This window comes from Pseudomonas sp. CFBP 5748 (assembly GCF_053850495.1).
Map to the genome: position 1 here is coordinate 1 of NZ_JBSPTN010000006.1, position 18,944 is coordinate 18,944.

At 62.7% G+C, this 18,944-nt stretch carries 15 protein-coding genes; 5 read left to right on the forward strand and 10 right to left on the reverse strand.

From position 1 onward, the window contains the following. Window positions 1-549 precede the first annotated feature (549 nt). The 5 genes from ACWNZ1_RS14990 to ACWNZ1_RS15010 form a co-directional block, all read right to left on the reverse strand. Window positions 550-2,046, reverse strand: coding sequence for a sensor domain-containing diguanylate cyclase (locus ACWNZ1_RS14990; protein WP_135847081.1), 1,497 nt, complete (start codon window positions 2,044-2,046; stop codon window positions 550-552). A 229-nt stretch (window positions 2,047-2,275) separates the two neighbouring features. After that, window positions 2,276-3,637: a heavy metal sensor histidine kinase gene (locus tag ACWNZ1_RS14995; RefSeq protein WP_406550148.1), complete on the reverse strand. Its 1,362-nt coding sequence runs from the start codon at window positions 3,635-3,637 to the stop codon at window positions 2,276-2,278. After that, complete coding sequence (locus tag ACWNZ1_RS15000; protein ID WP_135847079.1) at window positions 3,630-4,304, reverse strand: heavy metal response regulator transcription factor; 675 nt, start codon at window positions 4,302-4,304, stop codon at window positions 3,630-3,632. Before ACWNZ1_RS15000 ends, ACWNZ1_RS14995 begins: the two co-directional genes overlap by 8 nt. A gap of 9 nt (window positions 4,305-4,313) precedes the next feature. Beyond that, window positions 4,314-7,415, reverse strand: coding sequence for a multidrug efflux RND transporter permease subunit (locus tag ACWNZ1_RS15005; protein ID WP_256453719.1), 3,102 nt, complete (start codon window positions 7,413-7,415; stop codon window positions 4,314-4,316). Continuing rightward, window positions 7,412-8,569: an efflux RND transporter periplasmic adaptor subunit gene (locus ACWNZ1_RS15010; RefSeq protein ID WP_256453718.1), complete on the reverse strand. Its 1,158-nt coding sequence runs from the start codon at window positions 8,567-8,569 to the stop codon at window positions 7,412-7,414. The genes ACWNZ1_RS15005 and ACWNZ1_RS15010 overlap by 4 nt, the downstream gene beginning before the upstream one ends. 237 nt (window positions 8,570-8,806) lie before the next feature. Here ACWNZ1_RS15010 and ACWNZ1_RS15015 point away from each other — a divergent pair, with 237 nt between their 5' ends. Continuing rightward, window positions 8,807-9,064 carry a hypothetical protein gene (locus ACWNZ1_RS15015; RefSeq protein WP_135847076.1) on the forward strand — a complete coding sequence of 86 codons (258 nt, stop codon included), beginning with the start codon at window positions 8,807-8,809 and terminating at the stop codon, window positions 9,062-9,064. Window positions 9,065-9,092: 28 nt separating this feature from the next. Here ACWNZ1_RS15015 and ACWNZ1_RS15020 read toward each other — a convergent pair whose 3' ends face one another. Beyond that, complete coding sequence (locus ACWNZ1_RS15020) at window positions 9,093-10,061, reverse strand: LysR family transcriptional regulator (RefSeq protein ID WP_135847075.1); 969 nt, start codon at window positions 10,059-10,061, stop codon at window positions 9,093-9,095. Between the two features lie 259 nt (window positions 10,062-10,320). Between ACWNZ1_RS15020 and ACWNZ1_RS15025 the strand changes: the two genes are divergently transcribed. Genes ACWNZ1_RS15025 through ACWNZ1_RS15040 form a run of 4 tightly spaced genes read left to right on the forward strand, consistent with a single transcriptional unit; the run spans window position 10,321 to window position 15,069 of the window. Beyond that, on the forward strand, window positions 10,321-11,793 hold the full coding sequence (locus ACWNZ1_RS15025; protein WP_265072372.1) for an efflux transporter outer membrane subunit: 1,473 nt from the start codon (window positions 10,321-10,323) through the stop codon (window positions 11,791-11,793). A 7-nt stretch (window positions 11,794-11,800) separates the two neighbouring features. Beyond that, on the forward strand, window positions 11,801-14,005 hold the full coding sequence (locus ACWNZ1_RS15030) for an FUSC family protein (RefSeq protein ID WP_135847073.1): 2,205 nt from the start codon (window positions 11,801-11,803) through the stop codon (window positions 14,003-14,005). Next, the gene (locus ACWNZ1_RS15035) at window positions 13,995-14,195 is read left to right on the forward strand and encodes a DUF1656 domain-containing protein (RefSeq protein WP_265072371.1); all 201 of its coding nucleotides are present in this window, start codon (window positions 13,995-13,997) and stop codon (window positions 14,193-14,195) included. The genes ACWNZ1_RS15030 and ACWNZ1_RS15035 overlap by 11 nt, the downstream gene beginning before the upstream one ends. A 10-nt stretch (window positions 14,196-14,205) precedes the next feature. After that, window positions 14,206-15,069, forward strand: coding sequence for an efflux RND transporter periplasmic adaptor subunit (locus ACWNZ1_RS15040; RefSeq protein ID WP_265072370.1), 864 nt, complete (start codon window positions 14,206-14,208; stop codon window positions 15,067-15,069). 108 nt (window positions 15,070-15,177) lie between these two features. Here ACWNZ1_RS15040 and ACWNZ1_RS15045 read toward each other — a convergent pair whose 3' ends face one another. The 4 genes from ACWNZ1_RS15045 to ACWNZ1_RS15060 form a co-directional block, all read right to left on the reverse strand. Continuing rightward, entirely contained in the window at window positions 15,178-16,002 is an 825-nt protein-coding gene (locus ACWNZ1_RS15045; RefSeq protein WP_135847071.1) for an SDR family oxidoreductase, read from the reverse strand. A 34-nt stretch (window positions 16,003-16,036) separates the two neighbouring features. Next, on the reverse strand, window positions 16,037-16,501 hold the full coding sequence (locus ACWNZ1_RS15050; protein WP_456027733.1) for a multidrug transporter: 465 nt from the start codon (window positions 16,499-16,501) through the stop codon (window positions 16,037-16,039). A 162-nt stretch (window positions 16,502-16,663) separates the two neighbouring features. After that, entirely contained in the window at window positions 16,664-18,115 is a 1,452-nt protein-coding gene (locus ACWNZ1_RS15055; RefSeq protein ID WP_135847069.1) for a mannose-1-phosphate guanylyltransferase/mannose-6-phosphate isomerase, read from the reverse strand. Between the two features lie 151 nt (window positions 18,116-18,266). Further along, window positions 18,267-18,932 (reverse strand): alginate O-acetyltransferase AlgF, encoded by a 666-nt coding sequence (locus ACWNZ1_RS15060; protein ID WP_135847068.1) that lies wholly within the window; start codon window positions 18,930-18,932, stop codon window positions 18,267-18,269. Between the last annotated feature and the right edge of the window lie 12 nt (window positions 18,933-18,944).

Below are 18,944 nucleotides of genomic sequence, written 5' to 3' on the forward strand. Positions count from 1 at the left end.
CAGCGCGGCTATCCCGGCATCCATGCCGGGATGCCCACTGCGCAATACCTGCGTTCGGCCATCGTGGTTAACGGGGCGCCGAGATCAACGTCCGCCGCGAGGCGGCCTGACAGCCGGCCTGGCTCTTGCGGGCGGTGTACACCAATCAGAGCTGTTTGGGCCGGACCTATGGGAGCAAAGCTTGCTCGTGAGGCGGCCTTACAGCCGACCTGGCTCTTGCGGGCGGTGTACACCAATTAGAGCTGTTTGGGCTGGACCTGTGGGAGCAAAGCTTGCTCGCGAGGCGGCCTGATAGCCGGCCTGGCTCTTGCGGGCGGTGTACACCAATCAGAGCTGTTTGGGTTGGACCTGTGGGAGCAAAGCTTGCTCGCGAGGCGGCCTGACAGCCGGCCTGGTTCTTGCGGGTGTACTCAATTCAATTGTGGGAGCGGGCTTGCTCGCGAAAGCGGCGGGTCAGTTTGCGGTGATGTTGGACCGCCAGTGGCCGTTACTGCAGCAATGGGTGTACACACCTACCCAAATCGGTCGAATAGCCACAGGGAGGGGGCATTACATCGCACAAACCACGCGATTACGCCCACTGGCCTTAGCCTGGTACAGCGCCTTGTCAGCGGCAAACATGAGTTGTTCGAGTTCGCCATACGGCCCTTGGGCCCAAGTGGCGATGCCGATGCTGACCGTCATGGGATCATCACCGTCGAGAGCGGGTGGCAATTGCTCCACTGCTTCGCGAATGTTCTGGGCCATGGTAAAGGCTCCGGCGGTGGTGGTTTCCGGCAGTACCACCGAGAACTCCTCACCGCCGTAGCGCGCTGCCAGGTCGGCTGGTCGGCGAACGTGCCTGCTGATCAACTGCGCCAGGGTTCGCAAGGCCTCGTCACCGCCTTGGTGGCCATGACGATCGTTGAACGCCTTGAAGTGGTCGGCATCAATCATCATGACCGACAGCGGCTGGCCTGAGCGCTGGGCCCGTAGCCATTCCTGTTGCAGCTTTTCGTCCAAAGTCCGGCGGTTGGCCAGGCCTGTCAACGAGTCGACGGCCGCCCTTTGGGCCAGTTCCCGCTCAGCGGCGTGGCGGCGCCTCAGTTCGCGGCGCAGCAGCCAAGTGAGCCAGAGCAAGCCGATGCACAGCGCGCCGGTAGCGCCGCTGACCAGTAGCGCCGTACGTTGCCATGAAGCAAAAACGTCCTGGGCCGAGAGCGCGACCACGACAATCAACGGCAAGTCGCCCACCTGGGAAAAGGTGTACAGGCGCGGCTTCTGGTCCTGACCGGACACGCTGGTGAAGCTACCGTTGCCTTCGCGCAGGATGCGCACGAAATTCGGCCGGTTACTGAAATCCTTGCCTGTCAGGTCTTCGGCCAAGGGCGGTTCTTGCGCCAATAGAATACCGTCTCGGCTGACCAGATTGACTGTACCGCCATGACCGATGTTCAGACTCTTGAACAACTGATTGAAGTAGTTCAGACGCATCGCCGCCTCGGCCACACCCATGAACTCACCCCGTTCATCGCTCAAGCGATAGCTGAAACTGATGCGCCAGTCCTGCGCGTGACTCCTTGACCGAAACGGGCGGCTGATCATCATGCCCGGGCTCGGGTCCTGGACATGGGACTTGAAATACTCCCGGTCGGCGTAGTTACCCTTTCGAGGCTCAATCGAGGCGGAATCGGCGACCACATCACCGTGCTTGTCGAGCAGCAGGATGTCGCCTTTATAGGGGGCGGCGGTGGCGCGGTCGAAGAGGGCGAGGTGGCGAATTGTCGGCGAAACGTCCTTCAGGTCGTCGCGTTGGGCGGCGGCGACCAGGCCTTGTAGCGACAGATCGTAGAGCTCCACGTTGCGCAGCACGTCGGCATCAATCAGTTGCACGATATTGGTCGCTGCGCGTGTCGCGGCCTGTTGGGCGGCGGCGTGTTCGCGGATCAGCAGAAAGGTCACGATGCTCAGGATGGCAATGACCACCAACGAACTGGCCAGTACGAGTACCCGTTCCGAACGTATCGAAAATGGGGTGTTGCCGGGGGTCGCACTGCTCGCGCTCATGGTTCCGATTTCTGCATTTGTCATGTGGCGGGGATCCGTCCCAAAGGGTTGCATAACCGGCAATGCACCAGATGCTGGCCTTTTGCTGATTGTGCTTGGATCGGTGAGAGCGGGCAATCAGTGTTCGCGCAATAACGCGTATGAGCTGTTGAGGGCGGCGATCTTTTTATTTTGCTTCATTTGGCTTTCGCCCAGCATTCAATCGCCTGGCGTTAAGCATCGGGGAGCGTCAGGCTGGCAAGCGGATCCCGAAGGTATTCACGCCTCGGTCACTGCGCACGAACACATCCCCGCCGTGCATCAGTGCAATCGCCTTGACGATGGCCAGCCCCAACCCGTGGTTGGCGCCGCTGTTGCTGCGGGAGGCATCGACTCGATAGAAGCGTTCGAACAGGCGCGGCAGGTGTTCACCGGCAATCGGCTCGCCAGGGTTGGTGACACCGAGGCTGATCTGCTCGCCAAGGGTTTCGATGCGCACGTCGATGACTTGCCCGGGCGCGGTGTGCTGCACCGCGTTGCTTAGCAGGTTGATCAGTGCCCGACGCAGGTGGGCGATCTCGATGTTGGCCTGGGCGTCACCGCTGACCCGCACCTGGACCTGGGCGTCTTCCAGAATGAAGTCCAGGTATTCGAGAGTGGTCGCCACTTCGCCGGCCAGGGAGGCGCTGGTCAGCTTGGTGGCCTTGCTGCCCTGGTCTGCGCTGGCCAGGAACAGCATGTCGTTGATGATCGAGCGCAGCCGCTCCAACTCCTCGAGGTTTGATTGCAGCACTTCGAAGTAATGTTCGGCCGAGCGCCCGCGGGTCAATGCCACCTGGGTCTGGCCGATCAGGTTGGTCAGGGGCGAGCGCAGTTCATGGGCGACATCGGCATTGAACGACTCCAGCCGTGAATACGCCTGTTCGACCCGGTCGAGGGTGGCGTTGAAGGAGCTGACGAACTGACTAAGCTCCGGCGGCAAGGGCGACAATCGCAGGCGCCCGGACAGGCGGGGCGGGGTCAGGCGCCGGGCCTCAGCGGAGAGTTTGATCAAGGGTTTGAGGCCGATGCGTGCGACCCAGTAGCCCAGCAAAGAGGCCAGCAGTACACCGACAATCGCCAGGCTCACCAGCGCCACCAACAGACGATGCTGGGTCTGGTAGAACGTCTCGGTGTCAATGCCGATCATGAAACGTAGCGGTGGGCGCTGGTCCTTGGCCGGGAACTGGCTCACCAGCACCTTCATCGGGTATGGCCGATGGGGTAACTTGAGGTCGTGTTTGCCCAGCGGTCCTTCGGCAAAGGCACGAATCTGCGGGTCGGGGTCGCCATATTCAAAGTGCGGATCGCCGCTGACGATCCAGAAGTGGATGCGCTTGTCTTCCTCGCCCAGCAATCGCAGTTTGTTGTTGATCTTCACCCAGTGCTCGGACGTACCGTAACGGCCCACCGTCGACTCGAGCACGCTGTAGCGCGCGTCGAGTTCGGCCTCGGGCAACAGGCCCAGGCCCTTGGCGACCTGCTGGTACAAGGCCCCGCCGATCAACAGGAACACCAGCGCCGCCACCAGCGTGAACATGCCGCTCAGGCGTAGCGCGAGGCTGTTACTCACTTCTGCTCTCCAGCACGTAGCCCATCCCGCGAATCGTGTGCAGCAACTTCTGTTCAAACGGCCCATCAAGCTTGGCCCGCAGGCGTTTGATCGCCACTTCCACCACATTGGCGTCACTGTCGAAGTTGATGTCCCAGACCATTTCGGCGATGGCGGTTTTCGAGAGGATTTCGCCCTGGCGGCGAGCGAGGACGCTGAGCAGGGAGAACTCCTTGGCCGTCAGGTCCAGGCGTTGGCCCGCGCGCGTGGCCTTGCGGCTGATCAGGTCGATCCACAGGTCGGCGATGCTCACCTGCACCGGTTCATGGCCGCCGCTGCGACGGGTCAGGGCTTGCAGGCGGGCCACCAGTTCAAGGAAAGAGAAGGGTTTGCCCAGGTAATCGTCGGCACCGTCGCGCAAGCCCTTGATACGGTCTTCCACCCGTTCTCGGGCGGTGAGCATGATGACTGGTGTCTGCTTGCGGGCGCGCAAGGCCCGCAGCACGCCGAAGCCGTCCAGGCCCGGCAGCATCACGTCGAGCACGATCACGGCGTAGTCGGTTTCCAGGGCCAGGTGCAGCCCCTCGATACCGTCCGGCGCCACGTCCACGGTGTAGCCCTGTTCGGTCAGGCCGCGGTGCAGATAGTCCGCGGTTTTTTCTTCGTCTTCGATAATCAGAACGCGCATGGTCCCGCCTCAGTCTGTGCTCGCCAGAGCCGCCGTCGGAGCGGGTCCAGGCCGATGGAACAGTCGTTCGAGCCACAAGTATATGACCGGTGTGGTGAACAGCGTCAGCGCCTGGCTCACCAGCAGGCCGCCCACCACCGCGATGCCCAGGGGCTGGCGCAGCTCCGCGCCAGGGCCATGGCCGAGCATCAGCGGCAGGGCGCCGAGCAGGGCGGCCAGGGTGGTCATCATGATCGGCCGGAAGCGGGTCAGGCACGCCTGGAAAATCGCCTCCTGGGGCGTCATTCCGCCGTTGCGCTGGGCGTCGAGGGCGAAGTCGATCATCAGGATGCCATTCTTCTTGACGATCCCGATCAGCAGGACCAGCCCGATCAACGCCATGATCGAAAAGTCCTGGCCCAGCAGCCAAAGCATGATCAGTGCGCCGAGGCCGGCCGAAGGCAAGGTGGAGATGATTGTCAGCGGGTGTACGAAACTCTCGTAGAGCACGCCGAGGATGATGTACACCGCCACCAGTGCGGCGAGGATCAGCCACGGCTGGCTGGCCAGGGAACTCTGGAATGCCTGGGCGGCGCCTTGGAAGTTGCCGGTGATGGCGGCCGGCATGCCGATCTCGTTCTTCGCCTGCTCAAGCATGAGTACCGCGTCCCCCAGGGCCACGCCGGGCGCCAGGTTGAACGACAGGTTGGCGGCCGGGAACATGCCGTCGTGGGCGATGGACAACGGACCATTGCTTGGCGCATCGAAGCGGGCCAAGGCCGAGAGCGGTACCATTTCCCCGCTCAGGGGCGAACGAAGGTAGAAATAAGCCAGGCTTTCGGCCTTGCCGCGTTGTGCGGTGTCGAGCTCCAGAATCACGTTGTACTGGTTGGTCTCGGTCTGGAATTCGTTGATCTGCCGCTGCCCGAAGGCGTCGTACAGGGCCTGGTCGACGTCGCTGGCGGTGAGGCCGAAGCGCGCCGCCGCACTGCGGTCGATGTTGATGTGGGTGATGCTGCCGCCCAGTTGCAGGTCGTTGGAAATGTCGCGGAACGCCGGGTTGCCGCGCAACTTGTCGGTGAGTTTTTGTGTCCAGGCGTTGAGGCTCGGCCCGTCGTTGCTCTTGAGTACATATTGATACTGGGCGCGGCTGGGGCCGGAGCTGAGGTTGATGTCCTGCCCGGCCCTGAGGTACAGCACCACACCGGGGATTTTCAGCAGTTTGGGGCGGATCCGGTCGATGAACCCGCTGGCCGAGACGTCCCGCTCGCCCCGAGGCTTGAGGGCGATCCAGAAGCGGCCGTTGGCGATGGTCTGGTTGTTGCCCGAGACGCCGACGGAATGGGAAAAGGTCTGCACCGCCGGGTCGGCGGCAACGATTTCGGCCAGGGCCTTGTGCTTGGCCACCATGTCCGGGAACGACACATCAGCGGCGGCTTCGCTGGTGCCCAGCACCAGGCCGGTATCCTGTACCGGAAAGAAGCCCTTGGGGATGAACACGTAGCCCACCACCGCCAGCGCCAGGGTCAGGGCGAACACGCCGAGCATCAGCTTCTGATGGGCCAGGGCCCGACGCAGGCCCCGCTCGTACCCGCCCAGCAGGCGCTCGCCGAAGCCGGTCTTGCTGTGGGCATGATGCACCGGGGCGCGCATGAACAACGCCGCCAGGGTCGGCGCCAGGGTCAGGGACACCACCACCGAAATCAGGATGGTCGAGGTGGCGGTCAGGGCAAACTCCTTGAACAGCCGTCCGACCACGCCGCCCATGAAGAGCAGTGGAATGAACGCGGCGATCAGCGAGAAGCTGATGGAAACCACCGTGAAGCCGATTTCGCTGGCGCCCTTGATCGCCGCTTCGCGCATGCCTTCGCCGGCCTCCAGGTGCCGATGGATGTTTTCCACCACCACAATCGCGTCGTCCACCACGAACCCCACCGAGATGACGATGGCCACCAGGGTCAGGTTGTTCAGGCTGAAGCCCATCACGTACATCAGGGCGAAACTGGCGGTCAGCGATACTCCCAGCACCGCCGAGACGATCAGGGTTGCCGAGAGCTGGCGCAGGAACAGCGCCATCACCGCCACCACCAGCAGCACCGCGATCAGCAAGGTGATTTCCACTTCATGCAGCGAGGCGCGGATGGTCTGGGTGCGGTCGATCAGCACCTTGACCTGCACGGTGGCGGGCAGCATGGCTTGCAGGGTGGGCAAGGCGGCCTGGATGCGGTCGACGGTCTCGACGATGTTCGCCCCCGGTTGCCGGAAAATCACCAGGTTGACCCCCGGTTCGTTGTCGGACCAGGCCTGGACGTAGGCGTTTTCCGAACCGTTGACCACCTTGGCGATGTCCTTGAGGTGCACCGGTGCCCCGTCCTTGTAGGACACGATCAACTCACCGTATTCCTCGGGCTGGAACAACTGGTCGTTGGTGGACAGGGTGGAAACACTCGACTCGCCGTACAGGGCACCCTTGGCCAGGTTAAGGCTGGCCTGCTGGAGCGCCACGCGGATGTCCGCCAGGGTCAGGCCGATGGCGGCGAGCCGGTCAGCCGAGGCCTGGACGCGGATCGCCGGACGTTGTTGGCCGGTGATGTAGATTTGTCCTACACCATCGATCTGACTGATCTGACGGGCCAGCAGGGTTTCGACGTAGTCGCTCAGTTCGGTGCCAGGCATCAGGGTGGAGCTGATGCTGAGGATCAGCACCGGGCTATCGGCCGGGTTGACCTTGCGCCAGGTGGGCAGGTTCGGCATGTCGTTGGGCAGTTTGCCTGCGGCGGTGTTGATGGCTGCCTGGACTTCCTGGGCTGCGGTATCGATGCTTTTATCAAGGCTGAACTGCAGGGTCAGGTTGGTCGAGCCCAAGGCGCTGCTGGAGGTCATCTGGGTGATGCCGGGGATAGCGCTGAATTGCACCTCCAGTGGGGTTGCCACCGACGAAGCCATGGTCTCGGGGCTGGCACCGGGGAGCTGGGCGTTGACCTGGATCGTCGGGAATTCCGCCTCCGGCAATGGCGCGACCGGAAGTTTGGGAAAAGCGATAAAACCCAGGAGTACCAGGGCAAACGTCAGCAACACCGTGGCGATGGGGTGATCGATGCACCACGCCGAAACCGAACCACGGCCCTTCACGGCTGAAGCTCCGAAGACTTGGCCACGGCCGGCGGATCACTGAGCACCTGGATACTGGCGCCCGGCTTGAGCCGTGACTGGCCGTCGCTCACCAGTTGGTCGCCGGCGTTCACGCCTTTGATGATGTGCATGTCGCTGTCCTGGTAAACCATCACTACCGGCACGCTCTCGACCTTGTCACCCTTGATCCGGTAGACGAAGTGCTGCTCAAGGCCCCGTTGGACCACGGTGGGAGGAACCACCAGGGCGTCTTTTTCGAGGGCGGTCTGGATCTTCAGTGTTACCAGCTGTCCTGGCCAGAGCCGTTGCGCGGTGTTGTTGAATTCAGCCTTGGCCCGCAGGGTGCCGGTGTTGGCGTTGATCTGGTTGTCGATGAGGCTCAGCCGTCCCTCGCCGAGCAGTTCCCCGGCAGTGCCATCGGCGCCGATGTAGGCCTTGACCAAGGCTTGCTCGGGCGCGGCGATCAACCGTTGCAAGGTGGGCAGCATTTGCTGGGGCAGGGAGAACTCCACCGCGATCGGATCGATCTGGGTCACGGTGAACAGACCTTCGGTGTCGCTGGTGCGCAGGAAGTTACCTTCATCCACGTTGCGAATACCGACGCGACCGCTCACCGGGGAACGGATCTGGGTGTAGGACAATTGCACCTGGGCTGAATCGATGGCCGCCTGATTGCCCTGGGCCGTGGCCTTGAGCTGATTGACCAGCGCCTGTTGCTGGTCGTAGGTCTGTTTCGAGACACCGTCGTCGACACTGAGCAATTTGTAGCGCTTGAGATTGACCTGGGCCACCGCCAGTTGCGCCTGGCTCTCGCCGAGCTGGGCGCGGGCCTGGTCGAGGCTGGCGCGGATGGAGCGATCATCGATGGTTGCCAGCAGGTCACCCTTCTTGACCCGTTGCCCTTCCTTGACCAGCAGCTTGGTGAGGATGCCGTCGATCTGCGGGCGGATCACCACGCTGTGCAGTGACAGCACCGTGCCGATGCCGCTGGCAAAACGGGGCACGTCCTTTTGCACCACGCTGACGACCCGTACCGGAACGGCAGTAGGCACACCGGGTTTGGCGGTGACAGGCTTCATGACATACCAGAGGACAAGCGCCCCCAGGGCGACCAACAGCGCAACGAGCAGGACAGTTTTTTTCTGGATGTGCATGGATGCGAAGAGCCGGTTCAGGACGGAAGGATATCTATCTTTCTTATATAGCGTTGCGAGACGGTCAGGAAGGTGACGCCTAACTGACAGGCTTGTCAGTTTGGTCCCGACTTCCTGTAAGACGAGTGATGACGCTGGTCGAATCTGCCCTGCGCGCCCCGGTATCGGGCAGGTATACTGGCGCCTTTCGCGGCTCGTTCTCCGGGCCCGACTTGCACGCATTACCCGGAGCTTTACATGACTTCCCCAACACCTTCGCCCGCGGACGAACGCCCGAGCGGCGAACAGGCCGACCTGCCTGACAGCGATGTTTCCAGCGACGAGAACGCCCAAGCGGCGATCCCTGCCTTCAAATTCCCGTTCAAGCCCGGTGAACTGGCTGCGGCCAAAGGTGCCGGGCAACAGCCGTGGTACAAGAACGGTGCGAAGAACGGCCATACCAAGACCCCGGGCGCCGCGCCTCCCGGCACGCGTCGCTCGATGGGCAAGCGCTGAGCATCATCCTCGGAGTGCGGGGGCGACTTCAGTTCGCTGCCCGTGCGCCCGCCAGGCTTCCACTCAATTCATAAGCCGTCAGCTCGGCCTGGTGCGCCGCGAGGATTTCTGGCAACGAGCCTCGCAGGTATTCGACCCACGTCTTGATTTTCGCATCCAGGTATTGGCGCGAAGGGTAGATGGCATAGAGGTTCAGTTCCTGGGAACGGTAGTTGGGCATCACCCGCACCAGGGTGCCGTTGCGCAGGCCTTCGATGGCGGCGTACACCGGCAATACCCCCACACCCATGCCGCTGGTGATCGCGGTTTTCATCGCATCGGCGGAATTCACCAGGAACGGTGAGCTGTTGATGGTGACCATTTCCTGGCCTTCCGGGCCGTCGAACACCCATTTCTCCAACGGAATGACCGGGCTGACCAGGCGCAGGCAGGCGTGGTTGAGCAAGTCGCCGGGTTTTTGCGGGCAGCCGCTGGCTTTCACGTAGGCCGGCGATGCGCAGACGATGCTGTAGGTGATGCCAAGGCGCTGGGAGACGAAGCCCGAATCCGGCAACTCGCTGGCGAGCACGATGGAGACGTCGTAGCCCTCGTCAAGAATGTCCGGCACCCGGTTGGCCAGGGTCAGGTCGAAGGTCACGTCCGGATGGGTCTTGCGGTAACGGGCGATGGCATCGATCACGAAATGCTGGCCGATGCCGGTCATGGTGTGGACCTTCAACTGCCCGGCGGGGCGTGCATGGGCATCACTGGCTTCGGCTTCGGCTTCCTCGACATACGCCAGGATCTGCTCGCAACGCAGCAAGTAGCGTTTACCCGCCTCGGTCAGGGCAATACGACGGGTGGTGCGGTTGAGCAGGCGCGTTTGCAGATGGGCTTCCAGGTTGGAAACCGCGCGCGAGACGTTGGCTGTCGTGGTGTCCAGTTGCGCGGCGGCGGCAGTGAAACTACCGGCTTCGGCAACGCAGCTGAATGCGCGCATGTTTTGCAAGGTGTCCATGGAGGGCTCTCTTGGGCGGTGGCAAATTGTGACATGAAGTTACAGCGCTACGGGACCCGACTAATGGATTATCGCGTTAACGGTAACAAAGATTCACAGAAAGGTCGGCTTATCGCCGGGGAGGGCGATGCCTAGAATTGCCGCCAAAGCAGGAGCGGGCCTTGGCGGGCACCTGTGGGAGCGAGCTCGCTCCCACAAGTTTTGCGTTAACAGGCAGCCATCCTCGTCGTCATGCCCCCCTCTCAGGAATTTTGCGCAAGTGCCGCGTTGCATCAGCAGAGAGCTGAAGACTCTCAGTGTTTGGGTTCTGACATTCACCATCAGTGGTTGCATCGGGACAGGAGGGATTGGGCCGCAAAGCCAGGTATTACCGGCCAACCAATTGGCTACCGATGCGACCATCCGCGAGGCCGCCCGCGACGCCCACTGGCCTACCCGCCAATGGTGGAGCGCCTATGGCGACCCGCAGTTGAATCGCTGGATCGACCTGGCCGTGCACGATAGCCCGAGCCTGGCCATGGCGGTGGCACGGGTGCGTCAGGCCAAGGCCATGGCCGGTGTGGCCGAGGCCGCCGAGTCGCTGCAGATCAATGGCCAGGCGACCTTCAAGCGTCACAACTGGCCCACCGATCAGTTCTATGGCCCTGGCGAACTCGCCGACACCACCACCTGGGACAACAACGCTGGCCTGGGCTTGAGCTACGCCCTGGACCTATGGGGCCGCGAGCGTAATGCCAGTGAGCGGGCGGTTGACCTGGCCCATGCCAGTGTCGCTGAGGCGCGGCAGGCGCAACTGGAACTGCAGAGCAACATCGTGCGCGCCTATATCCAGTTTTCGTTGCATTACGCCCAGCGCGATATCGCTGTCGCCACGCTCCACCAGCAAGAGCAGATTCTCGACCTGGCGCAAAAACGCCTGGACGGTGGCATCGGTACCCATTTCGAAGTCAGCCAGGCCCAGGCGCCGTTGCCTGAGACCCATCGCCAACTCGACGCCCTCGATGAAGCCATTGCCTTGAGCCGCAATCAATTGGCGGCATTGGCGGGCAAGGGGCCAGGAGAGGGCGCGCGGTTGCAACGTCCAACCCTGGCCCTCGGCGCGCCTTTGAAGCTGCCGTCGGCATTACCCGCCGAACTGCTGGGCCAGCGCCCGGATGTGGTGGCCGGGCGTTGGCAAGTGGCGGCCCAGGCGCGGGGCATCGAGGTGGCCCGCGCCGGCTTTTATCCCAACGTCGACCTGGTGGCGAGTGTCGGCTACATGGCCACTGGCGGTGGGGCGCTGGAGTTTTTGACCGGCAAAAAACTCACCTATAACGTCGGCCCGGCCATCTCGCTGCCGATCTTCGACGGCGGGCGCCTGCGCTCACAGTTGGGCGAGGCGGCCGCCGGTTATGACATCGCCGTTGCCCACTACAACCGGACCCTGGTGAACGCGCTCAAGAGCATTTCCGATCAGTTGATCCGTCGTGAATCGATGGACAAGCAACAAGCCTTTGCCGCCGAGTCGGTGGCGGCCGCCCAGCGCACTTACGACATTGCGCTGGTGGCGTTCCAGCGCGGGTTGACGGACTACCTCAACGTGCTCAACGCCCAGAGCCTGTTGTTCAAGCAGCAACAGGTGCGGCAGCAGGTAGAAGCAGCGCGCCTGATGGCCCATGGCGACCTGGTGACGGCGTTGGGCGGTGGGCTGGAAGCCGGCAACGACACCCCTGACTTGAGCCAGGCTAAGTAGGTCTATTGTGACGTCTTTACTCGCCCCCGTACGCTGGCTGTACCGCCTCGAATGGCGCCGTGGTTTCTTCGACTGGGCCCGCAGCGATGGGGTGACCTGGGTCTACATCTTCAAAGTCCTGTTCGCCGCGTTCCTCACGCTGTGGCTGGCGATGCGTCTGGAACTGCCGCAACCGCGTACGGCGATGATCACCGTGTTCATCGTCATGCAGCCCCAGAGCGGCCAGGTGTTCGCCAAGAGTTTCTATCGTTTCCTCGGCACCCTGGCGGGCTCGGCGGTGATGGTGGCGTTGATCGCTCTGTTCGCCCAGAACACCGAACTGTTTCTCGGCTGCCTGGCCATTTGGGTCGGCATCTGTTCGGCCGGTGCCGCGCGTTATCGCAACTTCCGCGCCTATGGTTTCGTATTGGCCGGCTACACCGCGGCGATGATCGGCCTACCGGCCCTGGCTCATCCGGAAGGGGCGTTCATGGCGGCGGTCTGGCGGGTGTTGGAAATTTCCTTGGGGATTGTCTGCGCCACTCTGGTCAGCGCCGCGATCCTGCCGCAAACCGCCAGCGCCGCCATGCGCAACGCCTTGTACCAGCGCTTTGGGGTGTTTGCCCTGTTCGTCACGGATGGCTTGCGCGGGCGCAGCAAACGGGAGACCTTCGAGGCGCGCAACGTGGGCTTCATTGCCGAAGCGGTGGGCCTGGAAAGCCTGCGCAGCGTCACCGTGTTCGAAGACCCGCATATGCGTCGGCGCAATGGTCGGCTCAGTCGCTTGAACAGCGAGTTCATGGGCATCACCACCCGTTTCAATGCCTTGCATCAGTTGCTGGAGCGCTTGCGCAGCAGTGCGGCCGATGATGTGGTGAACGCCATCAAACCCGGGTTGCAAACGTTGGCTGAATTGCTCGACGGTTTCAGCGCACGGGCCCTGACCGACGCCGATGGGGCGCGTCTGGCGGCGGCGCTGGCCGACTACAAGGCTGAGTTGCCGGCCCAGGTGCGGCGACTGCGGGCGTTGTTCCAGGAATCGGCGCCCAGTGATGGGGCGCAACTGGACTTCCACACCGCCTACGAATTGCTTTATCGCTTCGTCGACGACTTGCACGGCTATGCCTTGACGCACGCGTCCCTGGCCGACCATCGGCACGAACGCGAGCGTTGGGACGAACCGTTCGTGCCGCAGACCAATGGGTTGGCTGCGGCGGCTTCGGGGTTGCGCGCCGCCTTCATCCTGTTGGTACTGGGCAGTTATTGGGTCGCCACGGCCTGGCCAAGCGGCGCGACCATGACCATGATCGCCGCGGCCACGGTGGGCCTGTCTGCCGCGACGCCGAACCCCAAGCGCATGGCATTCCAGATGGCCTGCGGCACGTTGTTCGGGGCGTTGATTGGCTTCGTCGAGATGTTTTTCATCTTCCCGCTGATCGACGGTTTTCCTCTGCTCTGTGTGATGCTCGCGCCAGTCATCATGCTCGGCTCGTTCCTCAGTTCGCGACCGCAATACGCCGGGGTCGGGTTGGGGCTGCTGATCTTTTTCAGCACCGGCTCGGTACCGGACAACCTGACGGTCTACAACCCCTACGCCTTCATCAACGACTACTTCGCGATGATCCTCGGCATGCTGGTGTGCGCCGCCGCCGGGGCGATCATCCTGCCGCCCAATAGCCGCTGGTTGTGGCGCCGGCTGGAGCAGGATTTGCGCGAACAAGTGGTGTTTGCCATCAGCGGCAAGCTCAAGGGCCTGGCGTCGAGCTTTGAAAGTGGCACCCGCGACTTGCTGCACCAAGCCTACGGGCTGGCGGCGGGGCAGCCCCAGGTGCAACGGGGATTGCTGCGTTGGATGTTCGTGGTGCTGGAGGTCGGCCACGCGATTATCGAGTTGCGCAAGGAGCAGGCGATTTTGCCCGTGCATCCGGCTTATGCCGAAAGCCAGCCGTGGCGCCAGGCGATCCGTGTGATGGGGCGGGCGCTGGTGCGGCTGTTCCGCCTGCCGAGCCAGAGCAATCTGGAGCGCGCGTTGGTGGCGGTGGATCACGCCATCAGCCGCGTTCAGGCCACCGACGAACCCTTCGCCCCGCATTTCGACACCTCAGCCCTGCGCCGGGTGAAAAGCTACCTGCATTTCATCCGCACTTCGCTGCTGGACCCGCAATCGCCGTTGGCCGGCTATGCCATACCGCATGCCACAGCGCTGTCCCAGGAACCTGAACATGCCCCGTGAGATCGCCTTCCATGGCGTGTACATGCCCACCATGACCTTGATGTTCTTCATCGCCGCGGCCCTGGCCTGGGCGTTGGATCGCTTCCTGTCGGGGCTGGACCTGTACCGCTTCTTCTGGCACCCGGCGTTGCTGCGCCTGAGTCTGTTTACCTGCCTGTTCGGCGCGTTGGCGCTGACGGTCTACCATTGAGATCGATGCGATGAAAAAGTTTTTCAGCCTGCTGGCGACGTTGTTGGTGCTGGCCTTGGCGTTGTGGATCGGCCGTGCGCTGTGGGTGCATTACATGAACACCCCCTGGACCCGCGATGGCCGGGTGCGGGCCGACATCATCAACGTCGCTGCCGATGTCAGTGGCGAGGTGGTCGAGGTGCCGGTGCGCGACAACCAAACCGTAAGAAAGGGCGACCTGCTGCTGCGCATCGACCCCGAGCATTACCGCATCGCGGTCAAACAGGCGCGCGCCCTGGTGGCGTCGCGCAAGGCCACCTGGGAAATGCGCAAGGTCAACGCCCATCGCCGCGCCGACCTGGACAGCCTGGTGATCTCCCGGGAAAACCGCGACGACGCCAGCAACATCGCCGACTCGGCCCTGGCCGATTACCAGAACGCCCAGGCGCAACTGGAGGCGGCCGAGCTGAACCTTGCGCGCACCGAAGTCCGCGCGGCGGTGGACGGCTACGTCACTAACCTCAACGTGCACCGTGGCGACTATGCGCGCATCGGCGAGGCGAAAATGGCCGTGGTGGACATGAATTCGTTCTGGGTCTATGGCTTCTTCGAAGAGACCAAGTTGCCCAAGGTGCGGATCGGCGATGCGGCGCAGTTGCAGCTCATGAGCGGGGAAATGCTCAAGGGGCATGTGGAGAGCATCTCCCGCGGCATCTACGACCGCGACAACCCCGAAAGTCGCGAGCTGATCGCCGACGTCAACCCGACCTTCAACTGGGTGCGCCTGGCCCAGCGGGTGCCGGTGCGGATTCATCTTGATGAAGTGCCGCAGGGTGTGCTGCTGGCGGCGGGGATGACCTGCACAGTGGTGGTCGAGCCCCAGGGCGAGCGCTGAGATCGCTGGTTATTTCAGTATTGATGTTGACTGTGCCGACGCCTTCGCGAGCAAGCCCGCTCCCACAGTTTTCGAGGTGGCCGCGACAATCGCATCGCTGCATAGCCATCAAAGTGACCCACCCAAGCCAAACCGCTTCATCAACCCTTTCTCCAGCAAGCCCTTGGGCAGCAATCCGGCCATCAACGGCAAGGCCCGGCTGCCATTGCCCAGGCGCAGCAGGCGCGGTGGTTTGGGTTGTTGTACGGCCTTGAGCAGGCCAGTGGCGAATTCGCTGGCGGGGGTTGGTTTGTCCTGGGAGGCCTTGGCCCGGGCGCGGATGCCGTCGCGCAGGGGCCACCAGGGTGATTGTTCGCTGATCAGCTGTTCGGCTTCATGGCCGGCATTCTTGGCGAAGCTGGAGGCAATGGCGCCGGGTTGGACTTCCATCACGCGGATGCCGAACGGCGCCAGTTCCATGCGCAGCGCATCACTCAGGGCGTGCACCGCTGCCTTCGAGGCGCAATAGGCGCCGGCAAACGGGGTGACCAGCACACCGGAAACGCTGCCGATGTTCACCACCAGGCCTTTGGTCCGGCGCAGCACCGGAAACAGTGCACGGGTTACGCCGACGAGGGCGAATACGTTGGTCTCGAACTGGCGCTGCATGGCCGGTACGCCGCCGTCCAGCAGCGGCCCCATGGCGCCGTAGCCGGCATTGTTGATCAGCACATCGAGGCCACCGTGTTGCTGGTTGATTCGCTCGCTCAACTGCTCCAGGGCCTGGCCGTCATTCACGTCCAATTGCACCGCCGTGAACCCGGCAGCGCTGAGCACTGCCACGTCCTCAACTTTGCGCGCACTGGCCCAGACCTGGTAGCCAGCGGCCTTGAAGGCGTCGGCGAGGGCGCGGCCGATGCCGCTGGAACATCCGGTAATCAACGCGACGGGCATGGCGCATTCCTTGTGCAAAAAGGGAGGAGGGCAATCAGTTGGAGAAGCTACCTTGCAATCGCTCGGCGCGAAACTCCAGGGTTTGCGGGCGATAGCCAGGGCGCAGCGGCGGCAGGGGCAGGCAGTCCTGCCAACTGGCGCCGGCTTGCAGTTCGCCCGGACCCCGGTAGCGGGGCGCGGTGTAGGGGGTGTCGGCCAGGTTGATGGTATCGCCGGGCGCGTAAGCGGCGATCCGCCAATGCAGTTCGGTCAGCGGCACGTCGTTGCCGTTGTTCATGTTCAGCAGCAGTGGACGATCGGCGGGGCAGTGTTCGGGGGCGTACGTGATGCGCAGTTCCAGGCGCTCCACCTGTCGGGTTTTACGGTTTTCCTGCCAGAGCACCCACGCGGCCACCAGGCCAAGCCCGATGAACGCCGCCAGGGACACCGGCAGCGCCTTGGCTGGATAGCGCAACAACAGGATGAGCCAGGTGATGACCAGCAAGACGCCGATAAGCATGGTTGAAGTCTCCGATACCGTAGGCACATCCTACCTAAGGGAACCGGCAATGTTGAAGCGATGATGTTCGTCCATGGCGCGTCTCAAAAAAAAGCCCCCACCCAACCCACTGCAGATAGGGGACGCAGTGGGCTGGATGGGGGCTTCTCGTGTGGCTGATCGTTACTGCGCGATGGTTTTCACCGACACGCCGCGCTCAACCGGGGTGGAACGACCGTAGATGTCCTCGAAGCGCTCGATGTCGTCTTCGCCCAGGTAGCTGCCGGACTGCACTTCGATGATTTCCAGCGGGATCTTGCCCGGGTTGCGCAGACGGTGAACCGATGCGATCGGGATGTAGGTCGACTGGTTTTCGCAGAGCAGGAACACGTTCTCGTCGCAGGTCACTTCGGCGGTGCCGCTGACCACGATCCAGTGTTCGGCGCGGTGGTGGTGCATCTGCAGTGACAGGCACGCGCCCGGCTTGACCGAGATGTGCTTGACCTGGAAGCGACCGCCCATGTCCACCGAATCATAGGAACCCCATGGACGATAGACTTCGCAGTGGTTCTGGGTCTCGGTACGGCCCTGTGCGTTGAGGGTGTTGACCATCTGCTTCACGCCTTGGACCTTGTCCTTGTGGGCGATCATCATGGCGTCCTTGGTTTCGACCACCACGATGTTTTCCAGGCCGATCACCGACACCAGTTTGCCGTTGCCGTGGATCATGCAGTTGCGGCTGTCCTGGATGACCACGTCGCCTTTGGTGACGTTGCCGTTACTGTCTTTTTCATTGACTTCCCACAGCGACGCCCAGCAGCCGACATCGCTCCAGCCAGCCGACAGCGGCACTACGCAGGCGCGTTGGGTTTTTTCCATCACGGCGTAGTCGATGGAGTTGTCCGGGCAGCAGGCGAAGGTGGCTTCGTCGAAGGTGATGGTGTCTGCGGTCTGCTCACTGCGCTCCAGGGTCAGCAGGCAGGTGTCGTAGATATCCGGGTCGTGCTTTTTCAGCTCTTCGAGGAAACGGCTGGCGCGGAACAGGAACATGCCGCTGTTCCAGAAGTAACCGCCGGCGTTGACGAACTCGGTGGCGCGCTTGACGTCGGGTTTTTCAACGAAGTGCGAGACGCGGCTCACACCTTCAGGCAGCAGCGCATCGTTGGTCGACTTGATGTAGCCGTAGCCGGTTTCCGGTTTGGTGGCCGGTACGCCGAACAGCACCATTTCGCCACGCTCGGCGGCCACGGTGGCCAGGGCCAGGGCGCGTTGCAGGGCTTTCTGGTCTTCGATCACGTGGTCGGCCGGCAGCACCAGCATCAGCTCGTCGCGACCTTCATTGACCAGCATCATCGCGGTCAGCGCCACGGCCGGCGCGGTGTTGCGCCCGAACGGTTCCATCAGGATGCGCTGGACTTCCAGTTTGCGATTGCTCAGTTGCTCGTTGACGATGAACCGGTGGTCTTTGTTGCAGACCACGATCGGCGTGTCCATGCCTTCGAACACCAGGCGCTCGAGGGTCTGCTGGAACAGGGTGTGTTCGCCGGTCAGGGCCAGGAACTGTTTAGGGAATTGCTTGCGCGAAAGCGGCCAAAGACGTGAGCCGCTACCACCTGACAAGATCACCGGAATCATGTTTGTTACTCCTACAAATCGAAATGGTTTTAGAGCTACTGCGTTCTGTCGTTTCACTCTCTTGTTATTGTTCCGTGCCCGAATGACACCCCGATTCAGGGTGGGAGCAGGCCCGCTCCCACAGGGGGACAACGTCAATCAGGCGAATTCATCAGCGGGTCGACGCCGGGCGTTTCACCCATACTGGCGACAGGCTGCTGCCACTGCCTGTGACGTACAGCACGGCCGCTTCGCCGCGTTCCAGGGCCACTGGCTTGAGGTCGCCGACTTTCTTGTCGCCTTCGAACAGCGCCAGGGTCACCTTCACTGGGTTGATTTCACGCTCGCCACGACCTTTGGCCGCTACGTTCGGCACCACTTCGGTCTTGCCATCGGCGGTCTTGAGGGTCAGTGCCTTGTCAGTGAGGTTCTGCACACGGACCAGGGATTTCTGCTTGTTCTTGAACGGTGGTTCTTCGATCAACTGAGGCTGGCCGCTGGCGTTGTTGACCAGGGTGTAATAGTGATCGGGGGCCAGTTTAACCGGAACGGTCTGGCTGCCGACCTTGGCGCTGTAGTCACCGCCAGGCATGAAGCTGAAGTCACTGCTGGCCAGCGGAGCCACGTCGCTCAAGTTGGTGCTGCCAACGGTGGCGCTGACTTCGGCGTTGCTGGCGTTGTAGACACGTACGAAGCTCGAGCCTTTTGGCGCGACTGGGCCGTACAGGGCCGAATCACCTGCAAAGGCCGACAGGGAAAGGGCGCTCATGCTGGCGACGAGGGCAATGGCCTTGAAGGAGCGAGCAGCGAGACGGCGAGGAGTAGTGTTGAAAGTCATGGTGGACCTCTC

Coding starts and splice junctions, on each gene's coding strand:
- ACWNZ1_RS15045 (WP_135847071.1), bottom strand. CDS start 16,002: ATGCCCGTCGCGTTGATTACCGGATGTTCCAGCGGCATCGGCCGCGCC.
- ACWNZ1_RS15035 (WP_265072371.1), top strand. CDS start 13,995: ATGCCCCGTGAGATCGCCTTCCATGGCGTGTACATGCCCACCATGACC.
- ACWNZ1_RS15020 (WP_135847075.1), bottom strand. CDS start 10,061: ATGGACACCTTGCAAAACATGCGCGCATTCAGCTGCGTTGCCGAAGCC.
- ACWNZ1_RS15015 (WP_135847076.1), top strand. CDS start 8,807: ATGACTTCCCCAACACCTTCGCCCGCGGACGAACGCCCGAGCGGCGAA.
- ACWNZ1_RS15010 (WP_256453718.1), bottom strand. CDS start 8,569: ATGCACATCCAGAAAAAAACTGTCCTGCTCGTTGCGCTGTTGGTCGCC.
- ACWNZ1_RS15050 (WP_456027733.1), bottom strand. CDS start 16,501: ATGCTTATCGGCGTCTTGCTGGTCATCACCTGGCTCATCCTGTTGTTG.
- ACWNZ1_RS15060 (WP_135847068.1), bottom strand. CDS start 18,932: ATGACTTTCAACACTACTCCTCGCCGTCTCGCTGCTCGCTCCTTCAAG.
- ACWNZ1_RS14990 (WP_135847081.1), bottom strand. CDS start 2,046: ATGAGCGCGAGCAGTGCGACCCCCGGCAACACCCCATTTTCGATACGT.
- ACWNZ1_RS15055 (WP_135847069.1), bottom strand. CDS start 18,115: ATGATTCCGGTGATCTTGTCAGGTGGTAGCGGCTCACGTCTTTGGCCG.
- ACWNZ1_RS15040 (WP_265072370.1), top strand. CDS start 14,206: ATGAAAAAGTTTTTCAGCCTGCTGGCGACGTTGTTGGTGCTGGCCTTG.
- ACWNZ1_RS15000 (WP_135847079.1), bottom strand. CDS start 4,304: ATGCGCGTTCTGATTATCGAAGACGAAGAAAAAACCGCGGACTATCTG.